This window comes from Paraburkholderia fungorum, from assembly GCF_046026025.1.
Classification (GTDB): Bacteria; Pseudomonadota; Gammaproteobacteria; order Burkholderiales; family Burkholderiaceae; genus Paraburkholderia; species Paraburkholderia fungorum_E.
The window spans coordinates 393,067-415,744 of the sequence record NZ_JAQQFL010000001.1; the positions used below are offsets into that span (position 1 = coordinate 393,067).

The following is a 22,678-nucleotide window of genomic DNA, read 5'->3' on the forward strand; positions in this document are numbered from 1 at the left end:
AGCGCCGCGCCATAGCGGCCACGATGGTCTCCCCACGTTACAGCGCAGGAGTTCATCGATGCACGCCACATTCTCATCGTCTTCATCCGCGACTCGACTGCCGGCCGCATTCCAGCGGCTCGCCTGGTCGAATCTGGTCGCGCAATCCGCCGAGCAGATCAGTCTCGCCGCCGCACCGCTCGTCGCCGTGTTCGCGCTCGGCGCCGGCGCGCGCGAGACCGGCCTGTTGCAAACGGCGCAGACGCTGCCGTTCCTGTTGCTGTCGATTCCGCTCGGCGTCTGGGCCGACCGCCGCTCGCGCCGCACCTTGATGACGCTCGCCGAAAGCGTGCGCGTGGTCGCGATGCTGTGCGTGCTGCTGCTTGTGATGACGCATTCGCTGAGCTTGCCGCTGCTCGCCGCGCTCGGCTTCATTGCCGCGACCGGCACGGTGGCGTACAACGTCGCGGCGCCTTCGCTGGTGCCCGCGATCGTGCCGCGCGAGGCGTATGCCCAGGCGAACGGCCGGCTCGAACTCGCGCGCAGTGTCGCGTATTCGGCGGGGCCGGCGCTTGGCGGGCTGCTGGTCGGCTGGATCGGCGCGGGATGGGCGTATGGCTGCGCGGCGGGGCTGTCGGCGCTGGCCGTCGCGTTGCTCGCGGGGCTGCGCGAACCGCCGCGAGCGGCCGCTCCCCAGCGTCACTTCCTGCTGGAACTGCGCGACGGTACACGCTTCGTGCTGCGCGACGCGCTGTTGCGTCCGATGTTCGCCACCGCGATCTTCTTCAATCTTGGCTTCTTCGTGCTGCAAGCGGTGTATGTGCCGTACGCCGTGCATCGCCTGGGATTGAGTGCGTCGATGGTCGGCGTGACACTCGGCGCGTACGGCGTCGGCATGGTGTGCGGCGCGCTCGCCGCACCGGCCATTGCGCGGCGCCTCGTGTTCGGCCGCGTGCTGATCATCGGACCGTCGTGCGGTTTGCTCGCCTCGCTCGTGATGGTGGCGACGATCGTCACGCCGTCGTTCTGGCTGGCGATGCTGAGCTTCTTCCTGCTCGGCGCCGGACCGATTCTGTGGGTGGTCGGTTCGACCACGCTGCGTCAGGCGATTACGCCTCAACGGATGATGGGGCGCGTCTCGGCGCTCAACAGCACCGCGACCTTCGGCGCGCGGCCGCTGGGCGCGTTGCTCGGCGCGGCGATCAGCGCGCGCTGGGGGATGGATGCCTGCCTGGTCGCGGCTGCAGCGGCCTTCCTCGTGCAGGCGTTGATTATCGTGATGTCGCCGGCGGCCCGGCTCGTGAACATTCCGGAGGGCGCGGCAGTCGCGCAATGAAAACCGGTTTTCATCGAACGATCGCGTGGCGTGCCGACGATGCGTGCGGTTATCCGTGAAAACCCTCGAAAATGAAAATGAATTTTTTCCTGGACGATTTCTATGTAAATATACTTTCATTCATTTTGATTACAGCCGCGGCGTTGCAGCGGCCGGCTCGCTCGCATGATTCATCACTCGTCCCTTGCTTCCAACCCTGCCGAGCAGGCCATCGCCGCGCGCATCGCCGCAGCGATGCCGACCCTCACGCCGATTCATCGGCGCATGGGCGACTACGTGCTGGCGAATCTGTTCCGCGCGGCGACCATGCGCATCGACGAACTGGCGAGCGTGGTCGGGGCATCGGTGGCGACGGCGAATCGCTTCGCTCGCGCGCTCGGCTTCGACGGTTATCCGCAGTTTCGTGAAGCGCTGGTACGCGGCTTCGAAGCGACGCTCGCGCCGGTCGAGCGGCTGCGCAGCGCGCAGGAATCGCTTGCTTCCGGCGACGATCTGATCGACGCGTTGCTCGAGCAGGCCACAACCAATCTGCAATCCACGCGTTCCGCGATCGACAGTGCCGCTGCCGAGGCCGCCGTGGAAGCGATCGTCTCCGCGCGTCGTGTCTTCGTGCTCGGCGCGGGCTCGAGCGCGTTCCTCGCCGGCCTGATGGAACACGGTCTGATGCCGTATCACGACAATGTGCAGTCGCTAGCGTTCGTCGGCGGACCGTCGCATGCCGCGCGGCGCCTGTTCGCTTCGAATGAAGGCGATCTGGTGATCGGGATCGCGTTTCCGCGTTATGTCGAAGACACGATCGAACTCGCGCGGCGCGCGGCAAGCCGCGGGGCACGCGTACTTGCACTGACCGACGGCCCGCATTCGCCGCTCGCGCAATTCGCCGATCTCGCGCTCTACATCCGCTCCGAGCGGCGGCTCGCGGCCAATGCCGATGCGGCCGTGCTGGCCGTGATCGAAGCGCTGTGCGACGCCATTGCCTACCGGGCGAAACGCTCGGTGAAGGCCGCCGCCGAAGTCACCGAATTCGTGCTGCCGTGGCTCACCGATCCGCAAGCCGCGGTCGCCGGCACAAGCGAGTTGCCCGTGCGCACCGCTATCCGTACCACCCGTACTACCAAAGCCAAGAAATGAACTCCAACGCAGTCATTGCCATTCACGGCGGGGCAGGCACGATCCTGCGCGCGTCGATGTCGGCCAGCGCCGAAGCCGAGTACCACGCCGCCTTGCATGCCGTGCTGAGCGCGGGCCAGCGGGTACTCGCCGACGGCGGCAGCGCGCTCGACGCCGTCAGCGAAGCCGTGCGCCTGCTTGAAGATTGCCCGCTCTTCAACGCGGGCCGCGGCGCGGTCTACACGGCGGCCGGCACGCATGAACTCGACGCGGCCATCATGGACGGCAGCACGCTCGAAGCCGGCGCGATCTGCTGCGTGACCCGCCTGCGCAATCCGATTCTGGCGGCGCGCCGCGTGCTCGAACGCAGCGAGCACGTGCTGTTCACTGGCGAAGGCGCGGAAGCGTTCGCCGCCGCGCAAGGACTGGAATTCGTCGAGCCCGAGTATTTCCACACCGAAGCGCGTCATCGCCAATGGCAACTCGCGCGCGGTCAGCAACGCGCCATGCTCGATCACGACGGCGCAACGCTGGCCGCAAAGAATGACGATCCCACGCCGCACGAACCGATTGATCCGAATCGCAAGTTCGGCACCGTCGGCGCGGTCGCGCTCGATCAGCATGGCCACGTCGCGGCTGCCACGTCGACGGGCGGCGTCACCAACAAGCAGGTCGGCCGGGTCGGCGATACGCCGCTGATCGGCGCGGGCTGCTATGCGGACGACGCAACCTGCGCGGTCTCGACCACCGGCTCCGGCGAGATGTTCATGCGCATGGTGGCCGCGTACGACGTCGCGGCGCAGATGGCATACCGCAACGTCTCGCTGGAAGAAGCGGCGCACGACGTGGTGATGAACCGTTTGCCGAAGATCGACGGACGTGGCGGTCTGGTCGCCGTCGATGCGCGCGGCAACATCACGCTGCCTTTCAATACCGATGGGATGTATCGCGGCTTCGCGCGAATCGGCGAGACGCCGGTGACGGCGATTTATCGCTAAGGCTGTCTCGTTGCGCCGCGGCACGAACTGCCGCTTGAATTTTCGTTTGAGTTTTCGCTTGAACCACTGTTAGCCGCGTCCGAAACAAAAGGAACCATCGTGCCGACTTCATCGCACACAGCCCGTCCGCTTATCGAAACCTTGCCGCCGCAACGCGTGCTCGCGGTCGACGATCTGTCGGTCGCGTTTCGCAGCGGCGACAAGACCTTCAACGCGGTGCGCAATCTCTCGCTGACGGTCGAGCGGGGCGAGACGCTGGCGATCGTCGGCGAATCAGGTTCGGGCAAATCGGTCACATCGCTCGCGTTGATGCGGCTGGTCGAGCATGGCGGTGGGCGCCTTGCCGGCGGCAGCATCGCTTTCCGGCGCCGCGACGGCAGCGTGCTCGACCTTGCGAAAGCGTCGTCCGGCACGATGCGCTCGATTCGCGGCGCCGACATCGCGATGATTTTCCAGGAGCCGATGACCTCGCTCAATCCGGTGTTCACGGTCGGCGATCAGATCAGCGAAGCGATTGCCTTGCATCAGGGCAAGAGCCGTTCTGCCGCGCACGCCGAAACGGTGCGCCTGCTCGAACTCGTGCGGATTCCGGAAGCGCGCCGGGTGGCGGCACGTTTTCCGCATCAGCTATCGGGCGGCATGCGCCAACGCGTGATGATCGCGATGGCGCTGTCGTGCAAACCCGCACTGTTGATCGCCGACGAGCCCACCACGGCGCTCGACGTCACGATCCAGGCGCAGATCCTGCAATTGATTCGCGGCCTGCAGGACGAGATGAACATGGGCGTGATCTTCATCACGCACGACATGGGTGTGGTCGCCGAAGTGGCCGATCGCGTGCTGGTGATGTATCGCGGCGAAAAGGTGGAAGAGGGGGCTTCGGATACGCTGTTCGCCGCGCCTTCTCATCCCTATACGAAAGCCTTGCTCGCAGCGGTGCCGCGTCTTGGCGCAATGGAGGGCACCGATCAGCCCGCCAAGTTTCCGATTCTGACTGTCGAACAGGCCGCCTTGAATGGCACCGATGAAGCCGTGCGTCCCGCTGCTGCGGTCGCCGAAGAATCGCAACCGTTGATCCACGAGAGCACGCCGCCGATTTTGCGCGTGCGTGATCTGGTCACACGTTTTCCGGTCAAGAGCGGTGTGTTCGGACGCCTGACGGGTCGCGTGCATGCGGTTGAGAAGGTCAGTTTCGATCTGCGTCCCGGCGAGACGCTGGCGCTGGTCGGCGAATCGGGTTGCGGCAAATCGACCACGGGTCGTTCATTGCTGCGCCTGGTCGAAAGCCAGAGCGGTTCGATCGAATTCGACGGCAAGGAAATCAGCTCGCTCACCGGCCCTGCGCTGCAAGCGCTGCGCCGCGATATTCAGTTTATTTTCCAGGATCCGTTCGCATCGCTGAATCCGCGTCTGACGGTCGGCTTTTCGATCATGGAGCCGCTGCTCGTGCACGGCGTTGCTCAAGGCGAAGAAGCACAGGCGCGCGTTGCGTGGCTGCTCGACAAGGTTGGCTTGCCGCGTGAAGCCGCGCGCCGCTATCCGCACGAATTTTCGGGTGGCCAACGGCAGCGTATCGCGATTGCGCGTGCGCTAGCATTGAACCCGAAGGTCGTGATCGCCGACGAATCCGTCTCCGCACTGGACGTCTCCGTGCAGGCGCAGATCGTCAACCTGATGCTTGATCTGCAGCGCGAGTTGGGTGTTGCGTATCTGTTCATTTCGCATGACATGGCCGTGGTGGAGCGCGTCAGCCATCGCGTGGCGGTGATGTATCTCGGTCAGATCGTCGAGATCGGTCCGCGCCGCGCGGTGTTCGAAGCGCCGCAGCATCCCTATACGAAGAAGCTGATGGGCGCGGTGCCGGTCGCCGATCCGGCGCGCCGTCACGCCAAACGCATGCTCGCCGCCGACGAGATTCCGAGCCCGATTCGCGCGCTGAACGACGAACCGCTCGTGGCGCCGCTGATTGCGGTGGGACCGGATCATTTCGTGGCTCAGCATCGGGTCGGCGGCGCGTACTAGACGCGAGCGCAAGTCTGAATGCAGGCCCGAATTGGAGTCCGGATTTGAGTCCGAATTTGAGTCAATACGCAGACCCGAACGAAGTGCCAGACCAAAAGCCACGCCAAGCAATTTTCTCTCGCAGCACATAACCCTGTTTCAATTCGCAGCCTGGAGCAACCTCATGAACCTGCTGGTCCCGTCTTCTCCGTTTCGTTTGCGCGCGCTGGTCAGCGGCGGCGCGGTGGTGTTCGCGATGCTCGCGGGCAATGTGGCGCACGCCGAAACCACGGCCGTGATGGCTGTGGCGTCGACCTTCACGACGCTCGATCCGTATGACGCGAACGACACGCTTTCGCAGGCTGTCGCCAAGTCGTTCTATCAAGGCCTGTTCGGTTTCGACAAGGACATGAAACTGGTCAACGTGCTGGCCGACAGCTACGAAGCGAGTCCGGATGCCACGGTCTACACGTTCAAGCTGCGCCATGGGGTGAAGTTCCAGGACGGCACCGATTTCAATGCAGCCGCGGTCAAAGCGAACTTCGATCGCGTGACCGATCCGGCGAACAAGCTCAAGCGTTACAACATGTTCAACCGGATCGAGAAGACCGAAGTGGTCGACCCGTACACGGTGAAGGTCACTCTGAAGGCGCCGTTCTCGGCGTTCGTCAACGTGCTCGCGCATCCGTCGGCGGTCATGATTTCGCCTGACGCGCTGAAGAAGTACGGCAAGGACATTGCGTTCCATCCGGTCGGCACGGGCCCGTTCGAGCTGGTGAAGTGGGATCCGGCAGGCGACCTGACAGTGAAGAAATTCGCCGGCTACTGGAAGAAGGGTTATCCGAAGATCGATGCGATCGACTGGAAGCCGGTGGTTGACAACAACACGCGCGCGGCGTTGATGCGCACCGGCGAAGCGGATTTCGCGTTTCAGGTGCCGTTCGAACAGGCCGCGCAATTGCAGTCGAGCCCGAAGGTCGATCTGATTGCGTCGCCGTCGATCATCCAGCGCTATATCAGCCTGAACGTCAATCAGAAGCCGTTCGACAATCCGAAGGTGCGTGAAGCGTTGAACTACGCGGTCAACAAGGACGCGTTGACGAAGGTCGCGTTCGCCGGTTACGCGACGCCGGCTGACGGCGTGGTGCCGCAAGGCGTGGACTACGCGGTGAAACTCGGCCCCTGGCCGTACGATCCGGCGAAGGCGCGCGAATTGCTGAAGGAAGCGGGTTATCCGAATGGTTTCGAAACGACGTTGTGGTCCGCCTATAACTACTCGACCGCACAAAAGGTGATCCAGTTCGTGCAGCAGCAACTCGCGCAAGTCGGTATCAAGGCGCAGGTCGAAGCCCTCGAAGCGGGTCAACGCGTCGCGAAGGTGGAAAGCGCACAGGACCCGGCGACCGCGCCGGTGCGGATGTACTACGCGGGCTGGTCGTCGTCGACGGGTGAGGCGGACTGGGCGATTACGCCGCTGCTCGGGTCGGTCTCGTTCCCGCCGAAGATGGTCAACACGGCGTACTACAAGAACGACACCGTGGATAGCGACCTGAAGCAGGCGCTCGAAACCACCGACCGCACCAAAAAGGCCGCGCTCTACACCGACGCGCAAAAACGCATCTGGGCCGACGCGCCGTGGATTTTCCTCGTCAAGGAGAAGGTCGTGTACGCGCGCAGCAAGCGTCTGTCGGGTGCTTATGTCGCGCCGGACGGCTCGTTCAATTTCGACGAGATCGCGATCAAGTGATGAGTTGACCGCCCGGTGCTGCGTGGTCCAGATGGACACGCGGCCCGGGCGGCCGCTTTTCGACGAATCTTCGTTGCCCGCCTCATTGCCGGATTGGTTTCATGCTGAACTTCCTCGTCAAACGTATCTTTGGCCTGCTGCCGACGCTCTTTATCGTCGCCGTGCTGGTATTCCTGTTCGTGCATCTGTTGCCCGGCGATCCGGCGCGTCTCGCGGCCGGTCCCGAAGCGGACGAAGCGACCGTTGCGCTGGTGCGTGCCGATCTCGGGCTCGATAAGCCGATGCCGGAGCAATTCGCCAACTTCTTCGTGAAGATCGCGCACGGCGACTTCGGCACGTCCACGCGCAGCAAGCGGCCTGTCAGCCAGGAAATCGGCGAGCGCTTCATGCCGACCCTGCTGCTCACGCTCGCGAGCATGGTGTGGGCGGTGGTGCTCGGCATGGGTATCGGCATCGTTTCGGCGGTGTGGCGCAATCGCTGGCCGGACCGGCTCGGCATGACGCTCGCGGTGTCGGGTATTTCGTTCCCCGCGTTCGCGCTCGGCATGCTGCTGATGGAGATCTTTTCGGTGAAGCTCGGCTGGCTGCCGATCGTCGGCGACGGTTCCTGGCAGAGTTACGTGCTGCCCTCGCTCACGCTCGGCGCGGCCGTGGCGGCGGTGATGGCGCGCTTCACGCGTGCTTCGTTTGTCGAAGTGATGAATGAAGATTTCGTGCGCACCGCACGCGCGAAGGGCGTGCCCGAACGGCTCGTGATCGTCAAACACTGCCTGCGCAACGCGATGATTCCCGTCATCACCATGATGGGGCTGCAATTCGGCTTTCTGCTGGGCGGCTCGATCGTGGTCGAAGTGGTGTTCAACTGGCCGGGACTCGGGCGCCTGCTGGTGGACGCCGTGGCGATGCGCGACTATCCGGTGATTCAGGCCGAAGTACTGTTGTTCTCGCTTGAATTCATCATCATCAACCTGGTTGTGGACGTGCTGTATGCCGTCATCAACCCGACTATCCGTTTCAAGTGAGGCCCGCATGAGCATCTCTGCTACCGAGGCGAATGCGGCCAAGGCCGCCCTCGTAGAAAGCGCGATCCGCACGCCGTGGAGTGAGTTCTGGCGCAAATTCCGTAAGCAGCATGTGGCGCTCGCCGCCGGTATTTTCGTGCTGCTGCTGATCGTGGTCGCGATTCTCGCGCCGCATATCGTGCCGTACGATCCGGAGAATTTCTTCGACTACGACGCGTTGAACGCGGGGCCTTCGGCCGCGCACTGGTTTGGTGTCGATTCGCTGGGCCGCGATATCTTCAGCCGTATTCTGGCGGGTTCGCGTATTTCGCTCGAGGCCGGTTTTCTGTCGGTGGCGATCGGCGCGGTGATTGGTACGTTCTTCGGTTTGCTGGCCGGGTACTACGAAGGCTGGTGGGACCGCATCACCATGCGTGTGGCCGACGTGCTGTTCGCTTTCCCCGGCATTTTGCTGGCGATTGGCGTGGTCGCGATTCTCGGCAACGGCATGATCAACGTGATCTGCGCCGTGGCGATTTTCAGCATCCCGGCGTTTGCGCGGCTCGTGCGCGGCAATACGCTGATGCTCAAGCAACTCACGTATATCGAAGCGGCTCGCAGCATCGGCGCGTCGGACTGGACCATCATCGTGCGGCATATTCTGCCGGGGACGATTTCGTCGATCGTGGTGTACTTCACGATGCGCATCGGTACGTCGATCATCACGGCGGCGAGCCTGTCGTTTCTCGGACTCGGCGCGCAACCGCCCACGCCGGAGTGGGGCGCGATGCTCAACGAGGCGCGCGCCGATATGGTGACCGCACCACACATCGCGCTGTTTCCGAGTCTGGCGATTTTCCTCGCCGTGCTGGCATTCAATCTGCTCGGCGACGGTTTGCGCGATGCGCTCGACCCGAAACTCGACCGGCCATGAGTCCGACTGGAACTGCGGGTAAAGGCGCACCGCATATCGGAGTCTTGCCGAGCGGCCCGCGCGGGTCGATTGCCGACGTGGTGGGCGTCACGGTGGGACACTGCACGTTGGACGATGGCGCCGTGCAAACCGGCGTCACCGTGATTCATCCGCATTCTGGCGATCCTTTTCTGAACAAGGTGCCGGCCGCGGCTTCGGTGATCAACGGGTTTGGTAAAAGCATCGGGCTCGTGCAGGTCGAAGAACTCGGCGTGCTGGAAACGCCGATTGCATTGACCAATACCTTCGGCGTCGCGGCGGTCGCGCAAGCGCAGATCCGTGCTGCAATTCATGCCAATCCGCGGATCGGACGTGAATGGTCGACGCTCAATCCGCTGGTGTTCGAATGCAATGACGGATACCTGAACGATATTCAGGCGTTGGCGGTAAGTGAACGGCATTACAACGACGCGTGCGCAGCCGCAAGCGTGGACGTCGCGAGCGGTTCGGCCGGTGCGGGCCGCGGCATGTCGTGTTTCGATCTGAAGGGCGGAATCGGCAACGCATCGCGCGTGGTCGACGTAGCAGGGCAGGGCTATAGCGTCGGCGCGCTGGTGCTGGCGAACTTCGGCCGCCTGCCGATGTTGACGATCGACGGCACGCCGCTAGGTCGCGTGCTGGCCGAACGCGCGGCCAAAACCACTTCGAAAGCCAACTCGAACGCCAACTCGAACGCCAACTCGAAACCCGAGCAAGGCTCGATCATCATGATCGTCGCCACCGACGCACCGCTCGACGCTCGTCAACTCAAGCGTCTGTCGTTGCGTGCCGCAGCCGGTCTCGCACGAACCGGTTCGGTGTACGGCCACGGCAGCGGCGATATCGCGCTGGCGTTCTCAACGGCCTACACCGTACCCCACGAATCCGACTTTGTCGCGCTGCCGCCCGTGCTCGCCGATGCACGCCTCGATCCGCTGTTCCGTGCCTGCGCGGACAGCGTCGAGCAAGCAATCGTCGATGCGCTTTGGAGCGCGGCCACCGTCACGGGGCGCGACGGTCATCGTCGTCTCTCGCTGCACGACACCGCCCCTGATCTTGCTCAACTTCTCAAGTAAGCATTCCTGATGAAAGTCCTGATTTCCGCCGACATCGAAGGCGTAGCCGGCGTGTTCCACCCGGAGCAAACGCGCGCGGGTAACGGCGAATACGAAGCGGCACGCCGCTGGATGACGCTCGAAGCCAATGCCGCCATTGAGGGCGCATTCGCCGGTGGCGCGACCCACGTGTGGGTCAACGATTCGCACGGCGGCTTCCGCAATCTGCTGCCCGATCTACTCGATGCACGTGCCCAGGTGGTGCTCGGCAAGCCGCGCACACTCGGCATGATGGCCGGCCTCGAGTATGGCGCGGCGCTGGTGTTCATGATCGGCTATCACGCCCGCTCACAAACGCGCGGCATTCTTTCGCATACGATCAACAGCTTCGCGTTCGCACGTGTCTTGCTGAACGGCGTCGAAGTCGGCGAGGCCGGATTGTATGGCGCGCTGGCGGAAGAATATGGTGCACAGGTAGCGCTTTTGTCCGGCGACGATGTATTCGCCGAGGAAACCGCGCCGCGCTTTCCTGGCGCGCGTTTCGTTGTGACCAAGAGCGCCACGGGGCAGGCGAGCGGCGTGACGCAGGCGCCGGCAAGCGCCCGTGGTGCGATTGAAAATGCGGCCCGCGAAGTGGTACGGCATTACATCGACACAGGCCATGCGCCGCAAGCCACGCGCGCTGCGTCGAAGTCCGTGGAATGCGAGTTGCGTGTGCAAACCACCGCGCTGGCCGACCTGTTCTGCCAATGGCCGACGCTTACGCGCGTCGACGCCGTCACGTTGCGCTTTGGCGCTGAGTCAGTGGAACATGCGGTGCGCATGCTGAACTGCCTGTCGGCCATGTCGTTCATGCTGCGCTGAACTGTCTGTTTTACTGTTGCCGGCTCAACTCCCGCGCGGCGCGATCGATCACATCCGCCACAGCGCCCGCGTGCGAAACCGGCGCGAGATGGCTCGATGCGATCGGCACGATCTTCGCCTTCATCCGGTCGGCCATGAATTTCTCGACGGCGGGTGACACCGCGCGGTCCTTGGTGGTCAGCACGTACCACGACGGCTTCTCCTTCCACGCGACCTGGCTGACCGTTTCGCTGAAGGCCGTGGCGGCGATCGGGACTTGCGCCGTGGCCAGTACGCGCGTGAGGTTTTCGGGCACGTCGGCGGCAAAGTCGGCGTGGTATTTCGTGCGGTCGAACCACAGGAAGCCCGTCGGGTCCGCGACCATGCTTTGACCCGCAGGCGTCGGCGGGGCGCGCTTCATCAGGTCCGCTGTCGTTTCATGCAGGTCCGGTGCAATCCCCGCCACGTAGACGAGACCCGCGACGTTCGGTGCGTTCGCACCGGCTTGCGTGATCACGACGCCGCCCCACGAATGGCCGACCAGGATGGTCGGGCCATCCTGGCGCGCGAGCACGCGGCGCGTGGCCGCGACATCGTCGGCGAGAGAGGTGAGCGGGTTCTGCACCGAACTCACGTGATAGCCCTTCTGCTGCAACTTCGCGACGACACCGTTCCAGCTCGATCCGTCGACGAACGCGCCATGCACCAGCACGACGTTGCGCACAGGGCCGCTCATTGGCGGCGCGGGGGCTGCGGGAGTAGCGGCTCTTGGGGTGGCGGGTGGGGCGGGTGTAGGGGCGGTCGCGGCAGGCGTCGTGGGCACGGCGGGGACCACGGCCGGCTCGACGGGTGGCGGGGCCGGCGCTTCCGGTGCGCTCGACTCCATGGCGGGCGTGTCGGCCGGTTCGGCGGCGGGTTCCGCCGGTGGGGTCGCGGTTTGCGCGAGAGCGGCCTCCCCAGCGAAGCAGAGACACAAAACAGCGGCGCAAAGCAGGTGTTTGGGCGACATGTTGAATCTCCGCAGGGCGAGACCTTGACTAGGGCAACATACCGAAGCGCTCCGCCAGTGACAATCACTATCCTCGCCGTTAAGTGCGGCGCAGAACCAAGCGCGGGTTGGTCCCAGTATTGAGCGAATATCGGTCGCGGTAAAATTTCAGGTTCTGCCCGGGCAGACCATAAGCCTGGTCGGGTGAACGATATCCATACACTGGGGCGCAATTTTGAATAGTGCACAGCAGCAAGAGGGCCTGAAGCGCGGGCTCAAAAATCGCCATATCCAGTTGATCGCGCTGGGCGGGGCAATCGGCACCGGCTTGTTTCTCGGCTCCGCCAGCGTGTTGAAGGCAGCCGGTCCGTCGATGATTCTCGGCTATGCCATCGGCGGCATCATCGCCTTCATGATCATGCGGCAGCTTGGCGAAATGGTCGCGCAGGAACCGGTTGCCGGTTCGTTCAGCCACTTCGCGTACAAGTATTGGGGCGACTTTCCCGGCTTTCTGTCCGGCTGGAACTACTGGGTGTTGTACGTGCTCGTGAGCATGGCCGAGCTGACCGCAGTCGGCACCTACGTGCATTTCTGGTGGCCGGCGGTGCCCACGTGGGTCTCGGCGCTGGTGTGCTTCGTTCTCATCAACGCGATCAATCTCGCCAACGTCAAAGCGTACGGCGAAACCGAATTCTGGTTTGCGATCATCAAGGTGGTGGCGGTGATCGGCATGATCCTGTTCGGCGGCTATCTGCTGATCAGCGGCCATGGTGGGCCGCAAGCCTCGATTACCAATTTGTGGGCCGACGGCGGCTTTTTCCCGCACGGTTTTCATGGCCTGTTCATGATGCTCGCAGTCATCATGTTTTCGTTCGGCGGCCTCGAGTTGATCGGGATTACGGCGGCTGAAGCAGCCGACCCGCAGAAGAGCATTCCGAAGGCGGTGAATCAGGTGATCTACCGGATTCTGATTTTCTACATCTGCTCGCTGGCGGTGCTGCTCTCGTTGTACCCGTGGAATCAGGTCGCGGCCGGCGGCAGTCCGTTCGTGATGATCTTCTCGCAGATCGGCTCGACGCTGACCGCGAATGTGCTCAACGTGGTGGTGCTGACCGCGGCGCTCTCGGTGTACAACAGCGGCGTGTATGCGAATAGCCGCATGCTCTACGGTCTCGCGGAACAGGGCAACGCACCGCGCGCGCTGATGAAGGTCGACCGGCGCGGCGTGCCGTATATGGCGATCGGTTTGTCGGCGCTCGCCACGTTCACCTGCGTGATCGTCAACTATCTGATTCCCGCCGAAGCGCTCGACGTGCTGATGGCGCTGGTGGTGGCCGCACTCGTGCTGAACTGGGCGCTGATCAGCCTGACGCATCTGAAGTCGCGCAAGGCGATGCTGGCGGCGGGGGAGACGCTCGTGTTCAAGTCGTTCTGGTTCCCGGTCAGCAACTGGATCTGCCTTGCCTTCATGGCGCTGATCCTCGTGATTCTGGCCATGACGCCGGGCCTCTCGGTCTCGGTGTGGCTCGTGCCCGCCTGGCTCGTCGTGATGTGGGCCGGCTATGTGTTCAAGTGCCGGCGCGCGGCGCTGCATGGCGGCACGCGGGTGGCTGGGCAGTAGAAACGAAAAACCCCGCGGGCAGCAGGTGCTGGCGGGGTTCGAAGATGAAGCTGAACTGCGGTCAATCGGAATCAATCGAATTCTTTGGTGCCCAGGGCCGGAATCGAACCGGCACGCCTTGCGGCGGGGGATTTTGAGTCCCCTGCGTCTACCAATTTCACCACCTGGGCAGGTCCTGCAGCGCACGCGTCAGACTTTGGCGCGCGGCGAAGACGCAGATTATGGCCGAAAATTCGACCGCGGGCAAGTCGCCGGCCTTCTTCGCACGCCTGGCCATCAAACGGTGCGCGAAAACCGTTCGAGCGCCTGCTGGCCGAGATAGCGGTCGAACACCATCGCGATGTTGCGCACGAGCATGCGCCCAGCCGTCTGCACCTCTAGTTTGCTGTTGCTCACCGACACCAGTCCGTCCTGCTCGAAGCCGCGCAAGCGTTCCAGTTCCGGCTCGAACGCATCGGCGAAGCGGATGCCGTACGCGGCTTCGAATTCATCGAAACGCAACTCCAGATTGCACATCAATTGCGTGATGACATCGCGACGCAGGCGGTCGTCGGCGGTGAGGCGCACGCCGCGCGTGATCGCGAGTTTGCCGGCATCGATTGCCGCGCCATAGCCGGGCAGGTCCTTGACGTTCTGCGCGTACACGTCGCCGACTTTGCCGATCGACGACGCGCCGAAGCCGATCAGATCGCATTCCGCACGCGTGCTGTACCCCTGGAAATTTCGATGCAATGTACGCTGCGCCTGCGCGCGCGCGAGTTCGTCGGTGGGCAGCGCGAAGTGATCCATGCCGATGTAGACGTAGCCCGCGTCCGTGAGCCGCTCGACCACCCGTTGCAGGATTGCAAGCCGCACGGCCGGGGACGGCAACGTGGCCTCATCCATTTGCCGTTGCATCTTGAAGAGCTGCGGCATGTGCGCGTACGCGAACACCGACAGACGGTCGGGCGCGAGTTCGATCATCGTGTCGAGCGTGCGGCTGAAGCTGCCGACCGTTTGATGCGGCAGCCCGTAAATCAGATCGACGCCGATCGAGTGGAAGCCCGTATCGCGCGCGGCCTGCATCACCGACACGGTCATATCGAGCGGCTGAATGCGATTGATCGCCTGCTGCACCACCGGATCGAAATCCTGCACACCGAGACTGAGCCGGTTGAAGCCCAACCTGCGCAAATGCGCAATGGTCTCGGGCGATGCTTCGCGCGGATCGACTTCGATCGAATATTCGCCTTCGGTATCGGGCAGCAAGGCGAAGTGCTCGCGTGCCGCGACCATCAGTTCCGCCATTTCGTCATGCGACAGGAACGTGGGCGTGCCGCCGCCCAGGTGCAATTGCGACACGGGGCGCCGCGTGTCGAAACACGCTGCCTGCAGCGCCATTTCGCGCTTCAGGCGGTCGACATAAGGACGCGCGTGAGCGCGGTTTTTCGTGGCGACCTTGTTGCAGCCGCAGTAGAAACACACGGTGTCGCAAAAGGGGATGTGGAAGTACAGCGACAGGTCGGTGGAAGATGCGCCTGGGTCGGCGGCGGCGCGTAGATAGTCGGCGGGATCGAACGAGTCGCGGAACTGCAGGGCGGTCGGATAGGACGTATACCGTGGACCGTTTGCGTTGTACTTGGCGAGCAGGTCGGGGCGGAACAGCAGATTGGCGGTGGTCATAAGGCGCTCGGGTTTGACAGCCACCCCTGAAGAGGCACGAACCGGAGGATTCTCGGGACCGGATCGAACTGCGCAAACGCCTCTTGAGCGTGGCCTTTCGTAGCCACCAAGTTTACGTGGGTGACCCCCTGCCGGATTGTGTAAAAAGGTCGCACGCGACGCGATGGCACAATGCGGGTCTGGCGCTGCGTTGTGTGTTGTGCTGCCTGTTTTCGAGTTCAGGAAAAATGTCGTGAGTGATGTGTCGAGCAGCGTTCTGAAGCGCGAGTCCCCGTTCAATGTGACCGGTCACGCATGCCGCCCCGATTGCGGCGCGTGCTGTATCGCGCCGTCGATTTCGAGCCCGATCCCGGGCATGCCGAACGGCAAACCGGCGGGCGTGCGCTGCGTGCAACTCGGTGACGATCTGCGCTGCGCGATCTTCGGTCAGCCCGAGCGGCCGGCGTGTTGTTCCGGTCTGCAACCGCAGACGGACATGTGCGGCGCGAGCCGCAATGAAGCGCTCGCGTGGCTCACCCAACTGGAAATGCAGACTCAACCGCAGCCGGCGGTGCGCCGCTAGCGCCTGAACGATCCCGTCATGCCATCCGTTCAGACAGGCACGACCCAACGTAACCGCATGCTCGAGAGGGCTTCCACAGGAGATTTCGCATGAATCGACCCGCAGCGCCGACCCGGCGCCGCTTCCTGCTTGCAGCGCTGACAGGCTGCAGCGCGCTTGGCATCACCGTGTCGCTGGCAGCGTGTGCGACGTCGACTTTTCCGTTCATCCCCTCGCATTACACGTTCTCGCAGCAACAGGTGCAGGACGCAGTGCAGCGCAAATTCCCGTATCAACGCACGGTTTCGCAAGTGTTCGAGGTCGCGCTGACCAATCCGGTGGTCGGCTTCCTGCCGGACGCGAACCGCGTTTCGGTGAAGCTCGACGCGCGCCTCGCGAGCCCGTTCATGCAGCAGCCGGTCGACGGCGTATTCACGCTGTCGAGCGAACTGGCCTACGACGCGGCCAGCAAATCCGTCGTGCTGAAGTCGCCGAACGTCGACAACGTCAGTGTGAGCGGGCAGGCGCAGGCTTACACGCAGCAGATCAATGCCGCGGCGGCGGTGCTTGCCACGCAGTTGCTGACCAACTACCCGATCTACACCTTCAAGCCCGAGCAGTTGCAATTTGCCGGGGTGAATTACGAACCCGGTACAATCACGATCCTTACAAACGGCATACGCGTGCAAATCGTCGAAAAATGACGATACGCGCGGTCGACAGGGCCGCGCGCATCGTGCGGGCCCTGTTCGTTCCGACTATCTACAGCGATGAGGGTCACGGATGGACTGGCTAATGGCTTGCAAGGCGCTGATTCTGGGCGTCGTTGAAGGGTTGACGGAATTTTTGCCGGTATCGAGCACCGGCCATTTGATCGTCGCGGGCAGTCTGCTCAATTTCACGGATGAGCACGCAAAAACCTTCGATGTCGTGATCCAGCTCGGCGCGATTCTGGCCGTGTGCTGGGAGTTTCGCCGCCGCATCGGCAGTGTGGTGGTCGGTTTGCCGAGCCGGCCTGACGCAAGGCGCTTCACACTGAACGTGATCATCGCAACGATTCCGGCGGTTGTGCTGGGCTTGCTGTTCGAGAAGGCCATCAAGGCGGCGCTGTTTTCGCCGGTGCCGGTCGCGTTCGCGCTGGTGGCGGGCGGGGTGGTGATTCTGTGGGCTGAAGCGCGGCAGCGCGCGCGGGGCGACACGGCGGCGCGCGTTCAGCACGTCGACGATCTGAGTCCGCTGGATGCGCTGAAAGTCGGTCTGGCTCAATGTTTCGCGTTGATCCCTGGCATGTCGCGCTCGGGATCGACGATCATCGGCGGGATGCTGTTCGGCCTCGAACGGCGTGTCGCCACCGAGTTTTCCTTCTTCCTCGCGATTCCGATCATCTTCGGTGCGACGGCTTACGAACTCTACAAAGACTGGCACCTGCTGTCCGCCGACGCGCTCGGCAGTTTCGCGCTCGGCTTCGTGGCGGCCTTTATCAGCGCCTTCGCCTGCGTGCGCTGGCTGCTGCGCTATATTTCCGCGCACGATTTCACCGTATTCGCGTGGTACCGGATCGGCTTCGGTCTGTTGATCCTGCTGGTCGGCTATAGCGGCGCATTGAGCTGGGCGGACTGAGTTCTCACCGGTTTCTGGAATCATGAAAAAAGGTCCGCGTTGGCGGACCTTTTTCTTATTGCGGGCGAGCTATAGCGTGCGGTTTTACGCCGCGCTGCGCTTCCTGAACACCAGATCCCACACACCATGCCCCAGCCGCAGCCCGCGGCGTTCGAACTTCGTCACCGGACGATATTCGGGACGCGGCGCGTAGCCGTCGGCGGTGTTTTCCAGGGCGGGATCGGCGCCCAATACTTCGAGCATCTGCTCGGCGTAGTTTTGCCAGTCGGTTGCGCAATGCAAATACGCGCCCGGCTTCAGACGCGAAACCAGCAACGCGACGAACTTCGGCTGGATCAGCCGGCGCTTATGGTGGCGCGCCTTGTGCCAAGGGTCCGGAAAGAAGATATGAACGCCGTCGAGGCTGTCCGGCGCGATCATCTGCTCAAGCACTTCGACCGCGTCGTGCTGAATGATGCGGATATTCGACAGCGTTTGCTCGCCCATCAGCTTTAGCAGTGCGCCGACCCCCGGCTCGTGCACTTCGACGCCAAGGAAGTCGTCGTCGGGACGGTGCGAGGCGATCTCCGCCGTGGTCGCGCCCATCCCGAAGCCGATTTCCAGCACGCGCGGCGCAGCACGGCCGAACACGCTGTTCCAGTCGGGTTGCTGCGGTGCGAAGGGCAGTACGAAACGCGGGCCGAGATCGTCCATCGCGCGGCGCTGGCCGGTGGACACGCGACCCGCACGCGTGACAAAGCTGCGGATGCGGCGCCGGTGCAGGGCTTCTTCTGGCGTCGCGCCGGCATCGGCGTCGGCATCGGCCGGTTGGTCTTCGGCTGCGGTGGAAGGCGGCGGGAGTTGGTCCGGCAGGCCGGCGTCGTTTGGATCGTGGATCATTGTCGATGCTGCTACAAGGGTAAGGGCTTGGCGGCTTGCCCGGCGTGTTGCGAGCGCCTTTTGCGCGTGCGCGGCACGGGCCGCGGTACACAGGCGCGGGTCGCTCGGATCGCTATGCCTTGCCGCCGCCACTACAAAAAAGCCGCCTTCATGGGAGGCGGCTCGTGCTGGATTCTGCTGAAGGCTCAGCAGGAAGGTGGAGCGGGCGTTGCAAGTGCGCGTAAGGTAGCACACCGGAAAAGGGTGCGTCCAGACGCGGGTGCGCTGGAAGGGAGCCCGAAATCGGCGGCAAGATTACGTTTTCATAACCATGATTACGATTCGTATGATTTAATCGCGTTGTAAGCCATCCCTTTGCAACGATTATCAAAACGAAAATCCACCATGGGTAAATACGCACACAATCATCGTCAGGCAAAACCGGCCAAAGCGGCCTGGATCGCGGTCGATCCGACTGCCGTTCCGACTACTTCTCAGAACGCACTTCGCAAAGCCATGGCAGTGGAAGGCGTGCCGCTCACGCAATTCAACGATTTACTGTGGATCATGGCGCAGGAGTCGGGCGGCGCGGTGGGCAGGCGCAACGGGAAGCTGGCCACACGCGGCATGTATCAATTGCTGCGGTCTCAATGTGAATTGAATCCGAATGGCGAAAAGTCGTTCGGGAATGCTGTCGAGGAATGCCAGGGTGGGATTCGCTATATTCTCGGCCGGTATCACACGGCTGCGTCAGCGCGTCTGGTGTGGGAAGCGAACCACTGGTGCTGAATACCGTGCGGCTTTATCGCGCGGTTGAGCGACTTCCTGAATAACAGACGGGGAGTATGCAGCAGGTGGGCAACGCAGCAGATTCAGATTCTTTCGCGAAGCCGCCTGGTCGATCGACAGGCTGGCTGAAAGAATCTGGAGCGGGCGATGGGAATCGAACCCACGGCTCTAGCTTGGGAAGCTAGGGTATTACCATTATACGACGCCCGCAGAGCGCATGATTCTACTCGGGAAGGGGTGGTTAGCGCAAATCACGCCACCGCCCCCTTGCCCGCAGCCCACAAGGCGCGCCGTTCAGATCACGAAGTAGGTCAACTGAACCGCCGCACGTGTCACCACCATCAGCAACACCTGCACGATCACGAACAGCAGAATCGGCGAGAGGTCGAGGCCGCCGAGTTGCGGCACCACGCGGCGCAGCGGATTCAGGAACGGTGCGGTCAACTGGTACAGGATCGGCATGGCTTGCGAGCGCGGATTGAGCCATGACAGCAGCGCCATCAGGATCGTCATCCAGATGATCAGATTCAGCGCCCACTTGATGACCGTCAGCACGGCGACGATCAGCAGCGTCGGCACCAGCGTGAGCGGATCGGCGCCGGTGAGCACCACCATCAGCACCACATAGACGATTGCGGCAATCAGCGCGGCGGCGAGACTCGCCCAGTCGATATTGCGGGTGCTGTGCAGAACGTGCCGCAAGGGCAGCACGATCCAGTTGGTGACTTGCAGCACGGCGTTCGTGACCGGGTTGTACGGCGGCATGCGCACGACCTGCAGCCATGCGCGCAGCAGCAACGCGGCGCCGAACAGCGTGAAGACGGTATTGAGCAGAAAACGGGCGATATCGCCAAACATCTCGTGTCCTTATCCTTCGAATGGCGGCCGTCGATCGGCCGCGGGGTGCCGGCGCGGACCGATCGGTGCGCCGGCGTGTTCATTTGAATTGCCTGCGCCGTTTCCATACGAGGGCGCGTATGCGTCCAGGTGGGGACGCAGTCGATCTATTTCCAGACCTCGAGTGAGACTAATCGGCAAACTGTAGGCTGCCAAGCCACACGCGGCCATGGGATATCACACAGAAATCTTGATTTCGCTAATCAGAATCGTGCCGTTGCCGCCGTCGGTGTAATTCGGAATGTCGGCAAGCAACTGTTCCGAGGCGTGCTTGAAGACCTTGTAGAAGTCGTCCGCGCTCTCGAACAGGAAGTGGCCCGCGGCGACATACGGCGGCGGCGTTCCCGGCGGCCCGGCGTTGATGCCGACATCGACTGACCAGCCTTTCAGCGACGGCCCGAACAGCCTTGCCGCGAGCGGCATGTGCGTGACGCAGTAATAGTCCGCGTCGAAGTGGCCGTTTTCCCGATACGGATAGAGGATGCTGACCTTGATCATTGTGCGTTCTCGTCTGTTGGTCCCGAAGCGCAGCGCAGGCGGATTGCGCGCGGCGCCGGACGTCACATTATCACGGCTTACTTGACGCTTGCACCTGCTGCGGCCTGATTCAGCGAGCGGTTAAGCGATTCTTCCACGCTCTGGGCAATCGCCTCGATCGCGGCGGGCGGTTTGGCGCGGCGTTCGGCCAGTCCGACAGCGCGCCGCGTCAGCAAACCGTACAGCGCGGCGTGGTCTCCGCCAAGGCCTTCCAGCAACGCCAACTGCTTTTCCACCACGCCCGTATCGCCGCGCGAGACGGGCCCGGCGAGCGCATTGGGGAGACCCTTGTCGCGGGCGGTTTCGATGGTGCCGGAGAGCATCGGCAGCAGCGCGCGCAGCGCGTCGTCTTCGGCAAAGCCCAGCGTGCGCCATAGTGCGACGCATTCAGCGAGGCTGCACAGCGCGAAGCTGGCGGCGTAATGCGCGGCAGCGTGGTACAGCATGCGCCCGCCCGCAGGAATCGAGAGTGGATGGCAGCGCAGGGCGACGGCCAGTGCCGTCAGCGCGTCCTTGAGCGCGCCGTCTGCCTCGATCGTCACCGAACAGCCGGCGATCCGGTCGAGGTCGGCGAGATCGCCGCTAAAGAGGTAGAGTGGGTGAAAGCCACCGATCACAGCGCCCTGGTCGCGCGCCGCGGCCAGCAAGTCCACTGGCGAGGCGCCGCTGCAATGCACGAGCGCTTTGCCGTGCGGGGCGCCTGCCGCGTCGGCTGTGAACCGCAGTGTGTGCGCTGTCGTACCGATGCTGTCATCGGGAACCGCTAAAAAGACGATATCGGCGGCATCGACAACCCGTTGTGGGTCGTCGAATGCCGCGCAAGATTCGATTTGACCGGCGAGCCGGCTGGCCGAAGCCACCGTGCGGCTCGCCACCGCCGTGACGGGATAGCCGGCGCGCGAAAAGCTTAGCGCAAGGCAGCGCGCGAGCCGGCCCGCGCCAATGAAGCCGAGGCGCGGCAGAGAGGGCTGGGACATGGTTGCCTGCTCCAGACGGGATGCTTGAACGGGAAAGCAGAAGTATCGCGCATCCGTCAGGCAGTGGCGTGTCTCGCCGCGGGCATTCCTCTGATCAGTGCGCGCGCGATATGACGCGTCCGGTCGGTCATCCGGCCGTGCGCGCCCCGCGGGTCTGAAAACTGCTCACAATTTCCTTCATGAGCTGGTTTGGTAGTTGCTGTTCTGGGTTTTTCGTCTCGCAGTCAGATTCGGGAGGTAACGATGAATATTTTTTCTTACCGAAAGCACTTGCGGTTCTTAACGCACTCGCAGCGCCGTCGCTGGTGGGACCAGAAGAAGCGCTTGACGCCACGCGTGTGCATCAGCGGTGCGTATGTCCCGCCGAACGTCTCCCGAGAATTCGCCTATGTGAAGGTAGGCTGAAGCTACCGTCTGCTCGTAGGTAAGAAATGCCCGGCGCGATTGCGTCGGGCATTTTTCATTTGGGCCGTCAGGATTGAAGCTAATTTGTAATTAAAGATTACTGGCAAATGCATGCCTGATGCGCCTGGCGCGGCAAGACCGTGGAATCCCGTTCGCCCGCCCGCTGGCAAACCCTTGGTTGTCAGTCTCTTACACCAGGCGTCCTGACGGCGCCGTGCCGATGCAAATTCCGATCTATTGCCACCGATTGCAATTTGCAACAAATGTGCACATCTATGTACGGGCTTTTTCGATACATTGAATTCATGGCATGCAAGGCATGCGAAGTCGGCGACCTTAGTGGGCCGCGCCAGGAGAACAAAGTGAAAAAGATCGTTCCGTTTGTCGTTGCCGCCGCACTCGGCGTGGGGTTCGCTACTGCTGCTGAGGCGCACGTTTCCGTCGGTATCGGTATTGGCATTCCGATCGCACCGGCGTATCCGGTTTATGCCGCGCCGCCGCCGGTCTATTACGCACCGCCGCCGCCTCCGCCGGTGGTGTATGCACCCGGCTATTACGCACCGCCGCCGGTCGTGGTGGGCGGGTATTACGGCGGCTATGGCCGTCCTTATTATCATCATGGCTACTACCGCGGTTACTACGGTCACGGCTACTATCGCCGCTAATCGCAACAAGAGCACGAATGCGTTGACGGCGTAACGCCGGCTTGATCGCCGGGTTACGCCGTTCGTGTTTTTACCGCGGCATACCAAAGCACCGGC

At 63.0% G+C, this 22,678-nt stretch carries 21 protein-coding genes and 2 tRNA genes; 15 read left to right on the top strand and 8 right to left on the bottom strand.

Features of this window, described 5'->3' with window-relative positions:
- Window positions 1–58: 58 nt before the first annotated feature.
- From PQR67_RS01795 to PQR67_RS01835, 9 genes are all read left to right on the top strand, one after another.
- Window positions 59–1,315, top strand: coding sequence for an MFS transporter (locus tag PQR67_RS01795; RefSeq protein WP_408453609.1), 1,257 nt, complete (start codon window positions 59–61; stop codon window positions 1,313–1,315).
- A 165-nt stretch (window positions 1,316–1,480) separates the two neighbouring features.
- Window positions 1,481–2,446, top strand: a complete 966-nt coding sequence (locus PQR67_RS01800) for a MurR/RpiR family transcriptional regulator (RefSeq protein WP_408453612.1) — start codon at window positions 1,481–1,483, stop codon at window positions 2,444–2,446.
- Entirely contained in the window at window positions 2,443–3,423 is a 981-nt protein-coding gene (locus PQR67_RS01805; RefSeq protein ID WP_408453614.1) for an isoaspartyl peptidase/L-asparaginase family protein, read from the top strand. Before PQR67_RS01800 ends, PQR67_RS01805 begins: the two co-directional genes overlap by 4 nt.
- Window positions 3,424–3,522: 99 nt before the next feature.
- Window positions 3,523–5,445: a dipeptide ABC transporter ATP-binding protein gene (locus tag PQR67_RS01810; RefSeq protein WP_408453617.1), complete on the top strand. Its 1,923-nt coding sequence runs from the start codon at window positions 3,523–3,525 to the stop codon at window positions 5,443–5,445.
- Window positions 5,446–5,608: 163 nt separating this feature from the next.
- A complete protein-coding gene (gsiB, locus tag PQR67_RS01815; protein WP_408453619.1) occupies window positions 5,609–7,171 on the top strand; it encodes a glutathione ABC transporter substrate-binding protein GsiB in 1,563 nt (520 codons plus the stop codon).
- 101 nt (window positions 7,172–7,272) lie between these two features.
- Window positions 7,273–8,193, top strand: coding sequence for a glutathione ABC transporter permease GsiC (gene gsiC, locus PQR67_RS01820; RefSeq protein WP_120343555.1), 921 nt, complete (start codon window positions 7,273–7,275; stop codon window positions 8,191–8,193).
- A 7-nt stretch (window positions 8,194–8,200) separates the two neighbouring features.
- The gene (gene gsiD, locus PQR67_RS01825) at window positions 8,201–9,106 is read left to right on the top strand and encodes a glutathione ABC transporter permease GsiD (RefSeq protein ID WP_408453624.1); all 906 of its coding nucleotides are present in this window, start codon (window positions 8,201–8,203) and stop codon (window positions 9,104–9,106) included.
- Window positions 9,103–10,200, top strand: coding sequence for a DmpA family aminopeptidase (locus tag PQR67_RS01830; protein ID WP_408453627.1), 1,098 nt, complete (start codon window positions 9,103–9,105; stop codon window positions 10,198–10,200). The genes gsiD and PQR67_RS01830 overlap by 4 nt, the downstream gene beginning before the upstream one ends.
- Window positions 10,201–10,209: 9 nt before the next feature.
- Window positions 10,210–11,043 (top strand): M55 family metallopeptidase, encoded by an 834-nt coding sequence (locus PQR67_RS01835; protein ID WP_408453630.1) that lies wholly within the window; start codon window positions 10,210–10,212, stop codon window positions 11,041–11,043.
- A 10-nt stretch (window positions 11,044–11,053) separates the two neighbouring features.
- Here PQR67_RS01835 and PQR67_RS01840 read toward each other — a convergent pair whose 3' ends face one another.
- On the bottom strand, window positions 11,054–12,031 hold the full coding sequence (locus PQR67_RS01840; protein ID WP_408453632.1) for an alpha/beta fold hydrolase: 978 nt from the start codon (window positions 12,029–12,031) through the stop codon (window positions 11,054–11,056).
- A 214-nt stretch (window positions 12,032–12,245) separates the two neighbouring features.
- Here PQR67_RS01840 and PQR67_RS01845 point away from each other — a divergent pair, with 214 nt between their 5' ends.
- Complete coding sequence (locus tag PQR67_RS01845; protein WP_408453635.1) at window positions 12,246–13,631, top strand: amino acid permease; 1,386 nt, start codon at window positions 12,246–12,248, stop codon at window positions 13,629–13,631.
- Between the two features lie 85 nt (window positions 13,632–13,716).
- Here the strand turns inward: PQR67_RS01845 and PQR67_RS01850 are convergent.
- Together PQR67_RS01850 and hemN are read right to left on the bottom strand one after the other, a co-directional pair.
- Window positions 13,717–13,801, bottom strand: a tRNA-Leu gene (locus PQR67_RS01850).
- A 106-nt stretch (window positions 13,802–13,907) separates the two neighbouring features.
- On the bottom strand, window positions 13,908–15,293 hold the full coding sequence (hemN, locus tag PQR67_RS01855) for an oxygen-independent coproporphyrinogen III oxidase (RefSeq protein ID WP_408453637.1): 1,386 nt from the start codon (window positions 15,291–15,293) through the stop codon (window positions 13,908–13,910).
- A gap of 232 nt (window positions 15,294–15,525) precedes the next feature.
- Between hemN and PQR67_RS01860 the strand changes: the two genes are divergently transcribed.
- From PQR67_RS01860 to PQR67_RS01870, 3 genes are all read left to right on the top strand, one after another.
- The gene (locus PQR67_RS01860) at window positions 15,526–15,855 is read left to right on the top strand and encodes a YkgJ family cysteine cluster protein (RefSeq protein WP_408453640.1); all 330 of its coding nucleotides are present in this window, start codon (window positions 15,526–15,528) and stop codon (window positions 15,853–15,855) included.
- 89 nt (window positions 15,856–15,944) lie between these two features.
- A complete protein-coding gene (locus PQR67_RS01865; protein WP_408453643.1) occupies window positions 15,945–16,538 on the top strand; it encodes a DUF1439 domain-containing protein in 594 nt (197 codons plus the stop codon).
- 79 nt (window positions 16,539–16,617) lie between these two features.
- A complete protein-coding gene (locus PQR67_RS01870) occupies window positions 16,618–17,454 on the top strand; it encodes an undecaprenyl-diphosphate phosphatase (RefSeq protein ID WP_408453646.1) in 837 nt (278 codons plus the stop codon).
- A gap of 84 nt (window positions 17,455–17,538) precedes the next feature.
- Here PQR67_RS01870 and trmB read toward each other — a convergent pair whose 3' ends face one another.
- Window positions 17,539–18,333: a tRNA (guanosine(46)-N7)-methyltransferase TrmB gene (gene trmB, locus PQR67_RS01875; RefSeq protein ID WP_408453648.1), complete on the bottom strand. Its 795-nt coding sequence runs from the start codon at window positions 18,331–18,333 to the stop codon at window positions 17,539–17,541.
- A gap of 384 nt (window positions 18,334–18,717) precedes the next feature.
- Here trmB and PQR67_RS01880 point away from each other — a divergent pair, with 384 nt between their 5' ends.
- Complete coding sequence (locus PQR67_RS01880; RefSeq protein ID WP_408453651.1) at window positions 18,718–19,101, top strand: hypothetical protein; 384 nt, start codon at window positions 18,718–18,720, stop codon at window positions 19,099–19,101.
- A gap of 136 nt (window positions 19,102–19,237) precedes the next feature.
- On the opposite strand, the gene PQR67_RS01885 is transcribed toward PQR67_RS01880, so the two are convergent.
- The 4 genes from PQR67_RS01885 to PQR67_RS01900 form a co-directional block, all read right to left on the bottom strand.
- A tRNA-Gly gene (locus PQR67_RS01885) sits at window positions 19,238–19,311 on the bottom strand.
- A gap of 84 nt (window positions 19,312–19,395) precedes the next feature.
- Window positions 19,396–19,959: a YggT family protein gene (locus PQR67_RS01890; RefSeq protein ID WP_408453654.1), complete on the bottom strand. Its 564-nt coding sequence runs from the start codon at window positions 19,957–19,959 to the stop codon at window positions 19,396–19,398.
- Window positions 19,960–20,175: 216 nt separating this feature from the next.
- Window positions 20,176–20,496: an EthD family reductase gene (locus PQR67_RS01895; RefSeq protein WP_408453657.1), complete on the bottom strand. Its 321-nt coding sequence runs from the start codon at window positions 20,494–20,496 to the stop codon at window positions 20,176–20,178.
- A 77-nt stretch (window positions 20,497–20,573) separates the two neighbouring features.
- On the bottom strand, window positions 20,574–21,512 hold the full coding sequence (locus PQR67_RS01900; RefSeq protein ID WP_408453659.1) for a Rossmann-like and DUF2520 domain-containing protein: 939 nt from the start codon (window positions 21,510–21,512) through the stop codon (window positions 20,574–20,576).
- Window positions 21,513–22,279: 767 nt separating this feature from the next.
- Here PQR67_RS01900 and PQR67_RS01905 point away from each other — a divergent pair.
- Complete coding sequence (locus PQR67_RS01905; protein ID WP_408453663.1) at window positions 22,280–22,582, top strand: hypothetical protein; 303 nt, start codon at window positions 22,280–22,282, stop codon at window positions 22,580–22,582.
- The last annotated feature ends 96 nt before the right edge of the window (window positions 22,583–22,678 follow it).

What these genes read in the sequence shown, in the direction of transcription:
- PQR67_RS01795 (WP_408453609.1), top strand. Translation starts at nt 59, where the DNA reads ATGCACGCCACATTCTCATCGTCTTCATCCGCGACTCGACTGCCGGCC.
- PQR67_RS01800 (WP_408453612.1), top strand. Translation starts at nt 1,481, where the DNA reads ATGATTCATCACTCGTCCCTTGCTTCCAACCCTGCCGAGCAGGCCATC.
- PQR67_RS01805 (WP_408453614.1), top strand. Translation starts at nt 2,443, where the DNA reads ATGAACTCCAACGCAGTCATTGCCATTCACGGCGGGGCAGGCACGATC.
- gsiB (WP_408453619.1), top strand. Translation starts at nt 5,609, where the DNA reads ATGAACCTGCTGGTCCCGTCTTCTCCGTTTCGTTTGCGCGCGCTGGTC.
- gsiC (WP_120343555.1), top strand. Translation starts at nt 7,273, where the DNA reads ATGCTGAACTTCCTCGTCAAACGTATCTTTGGCCTGCTGCCGACGCTC.
- gsiD (WP_408453624.1), top strand. Translation starts at nt 8,201, where the DNA reads ATGAGCATCTCTGCTACCGAGGCGAATGCGGCCAAGGCCGCCCTCGTA.
- PQR67_RS01830 (WP_408453627.1), top strand. Translation starts at nt 9,103, where the DNA reads ATGAGTCCGACTGGAACTGCGGGTAAAGGCGCACCGCATATCGGAGTC.
- PQR67_RS01835 (WP_408453630.1), top strand. Translation starts at nt 10,210, where the DNA reads ATGAAAGTCCTGATTTCCGCCGACATCGAAGGCGTAGCCGGCGTGTTC.
- PQR67_RS01840 (WP_408453632.1), bottom strand. Translation starts at nt 12,031, where the DNA reads ATGTCGCCCAAACACCTGCTTTGCGCCGCTGTTTTGTGTCTCTGCTTC.
- hemN (WP_408453637.1), bottom strand. Translation starts at nt 15,293, where the DNA reads ATGACCACCGCCAATCTGCTGTTCCGCCCCGACCTGCTCGCCAAGTAC.
- PQR67_RS01865 (WP_408453643.1), top strand. Translation starts at nt 15,945, where the DNA reads ATGAATCGACCCGCAGCGCCGACCCGGCGCCGCTTCCTGCTTGCAGCG.
- PQR67_RS01870 (WP_408453646.1), top strand. Translation starts at nt 16,618, where the DNA reads ATGGACTGGCTAATGGCTTGCAAGGCGCTGATTCTGGGCGTCGTTGAA.
- trmB (WP_408453648.1), bottom strand. Translation starts at nt 18,333, where the DNA reads ATGATCCACGATCCAAACGACGCCGGCCTGCCGGACCAACTCCCGCCG.
- PQR67_RS01880 (WP_408453651.1), top strand. Translation starts at nt 18,718, where the DNA reads ATGGGTAAATACGCACACAATCATCGTCAGGCAAAACCGGCCAAAGCG.
- PQR67_RS01890 (WP_408453654.1), bottom strand. Translation starts at nt 19,959, where the DNA reads ATGTTTGGCGATATCGCCCGTTTTCTGCTCAATACCGTCTTCACGCTG.
- PQR67_RS01895 (WP_408453657.1), bottom strand. Translation starts at nt 20,496, where the DNA reads ATGATCAAGGTCAGCATCCTCTATCCGTATCGGGAAAACGGCCACTTC.
- PQR67_RS01900 (WP_408453659.1), bottom strand. Translation starts at nt 21,512, where the DNA reads ATGTCCCAGCCCTCTCTGCCGCGCCTCGGCTTCATTGGCGCGGGCCGG.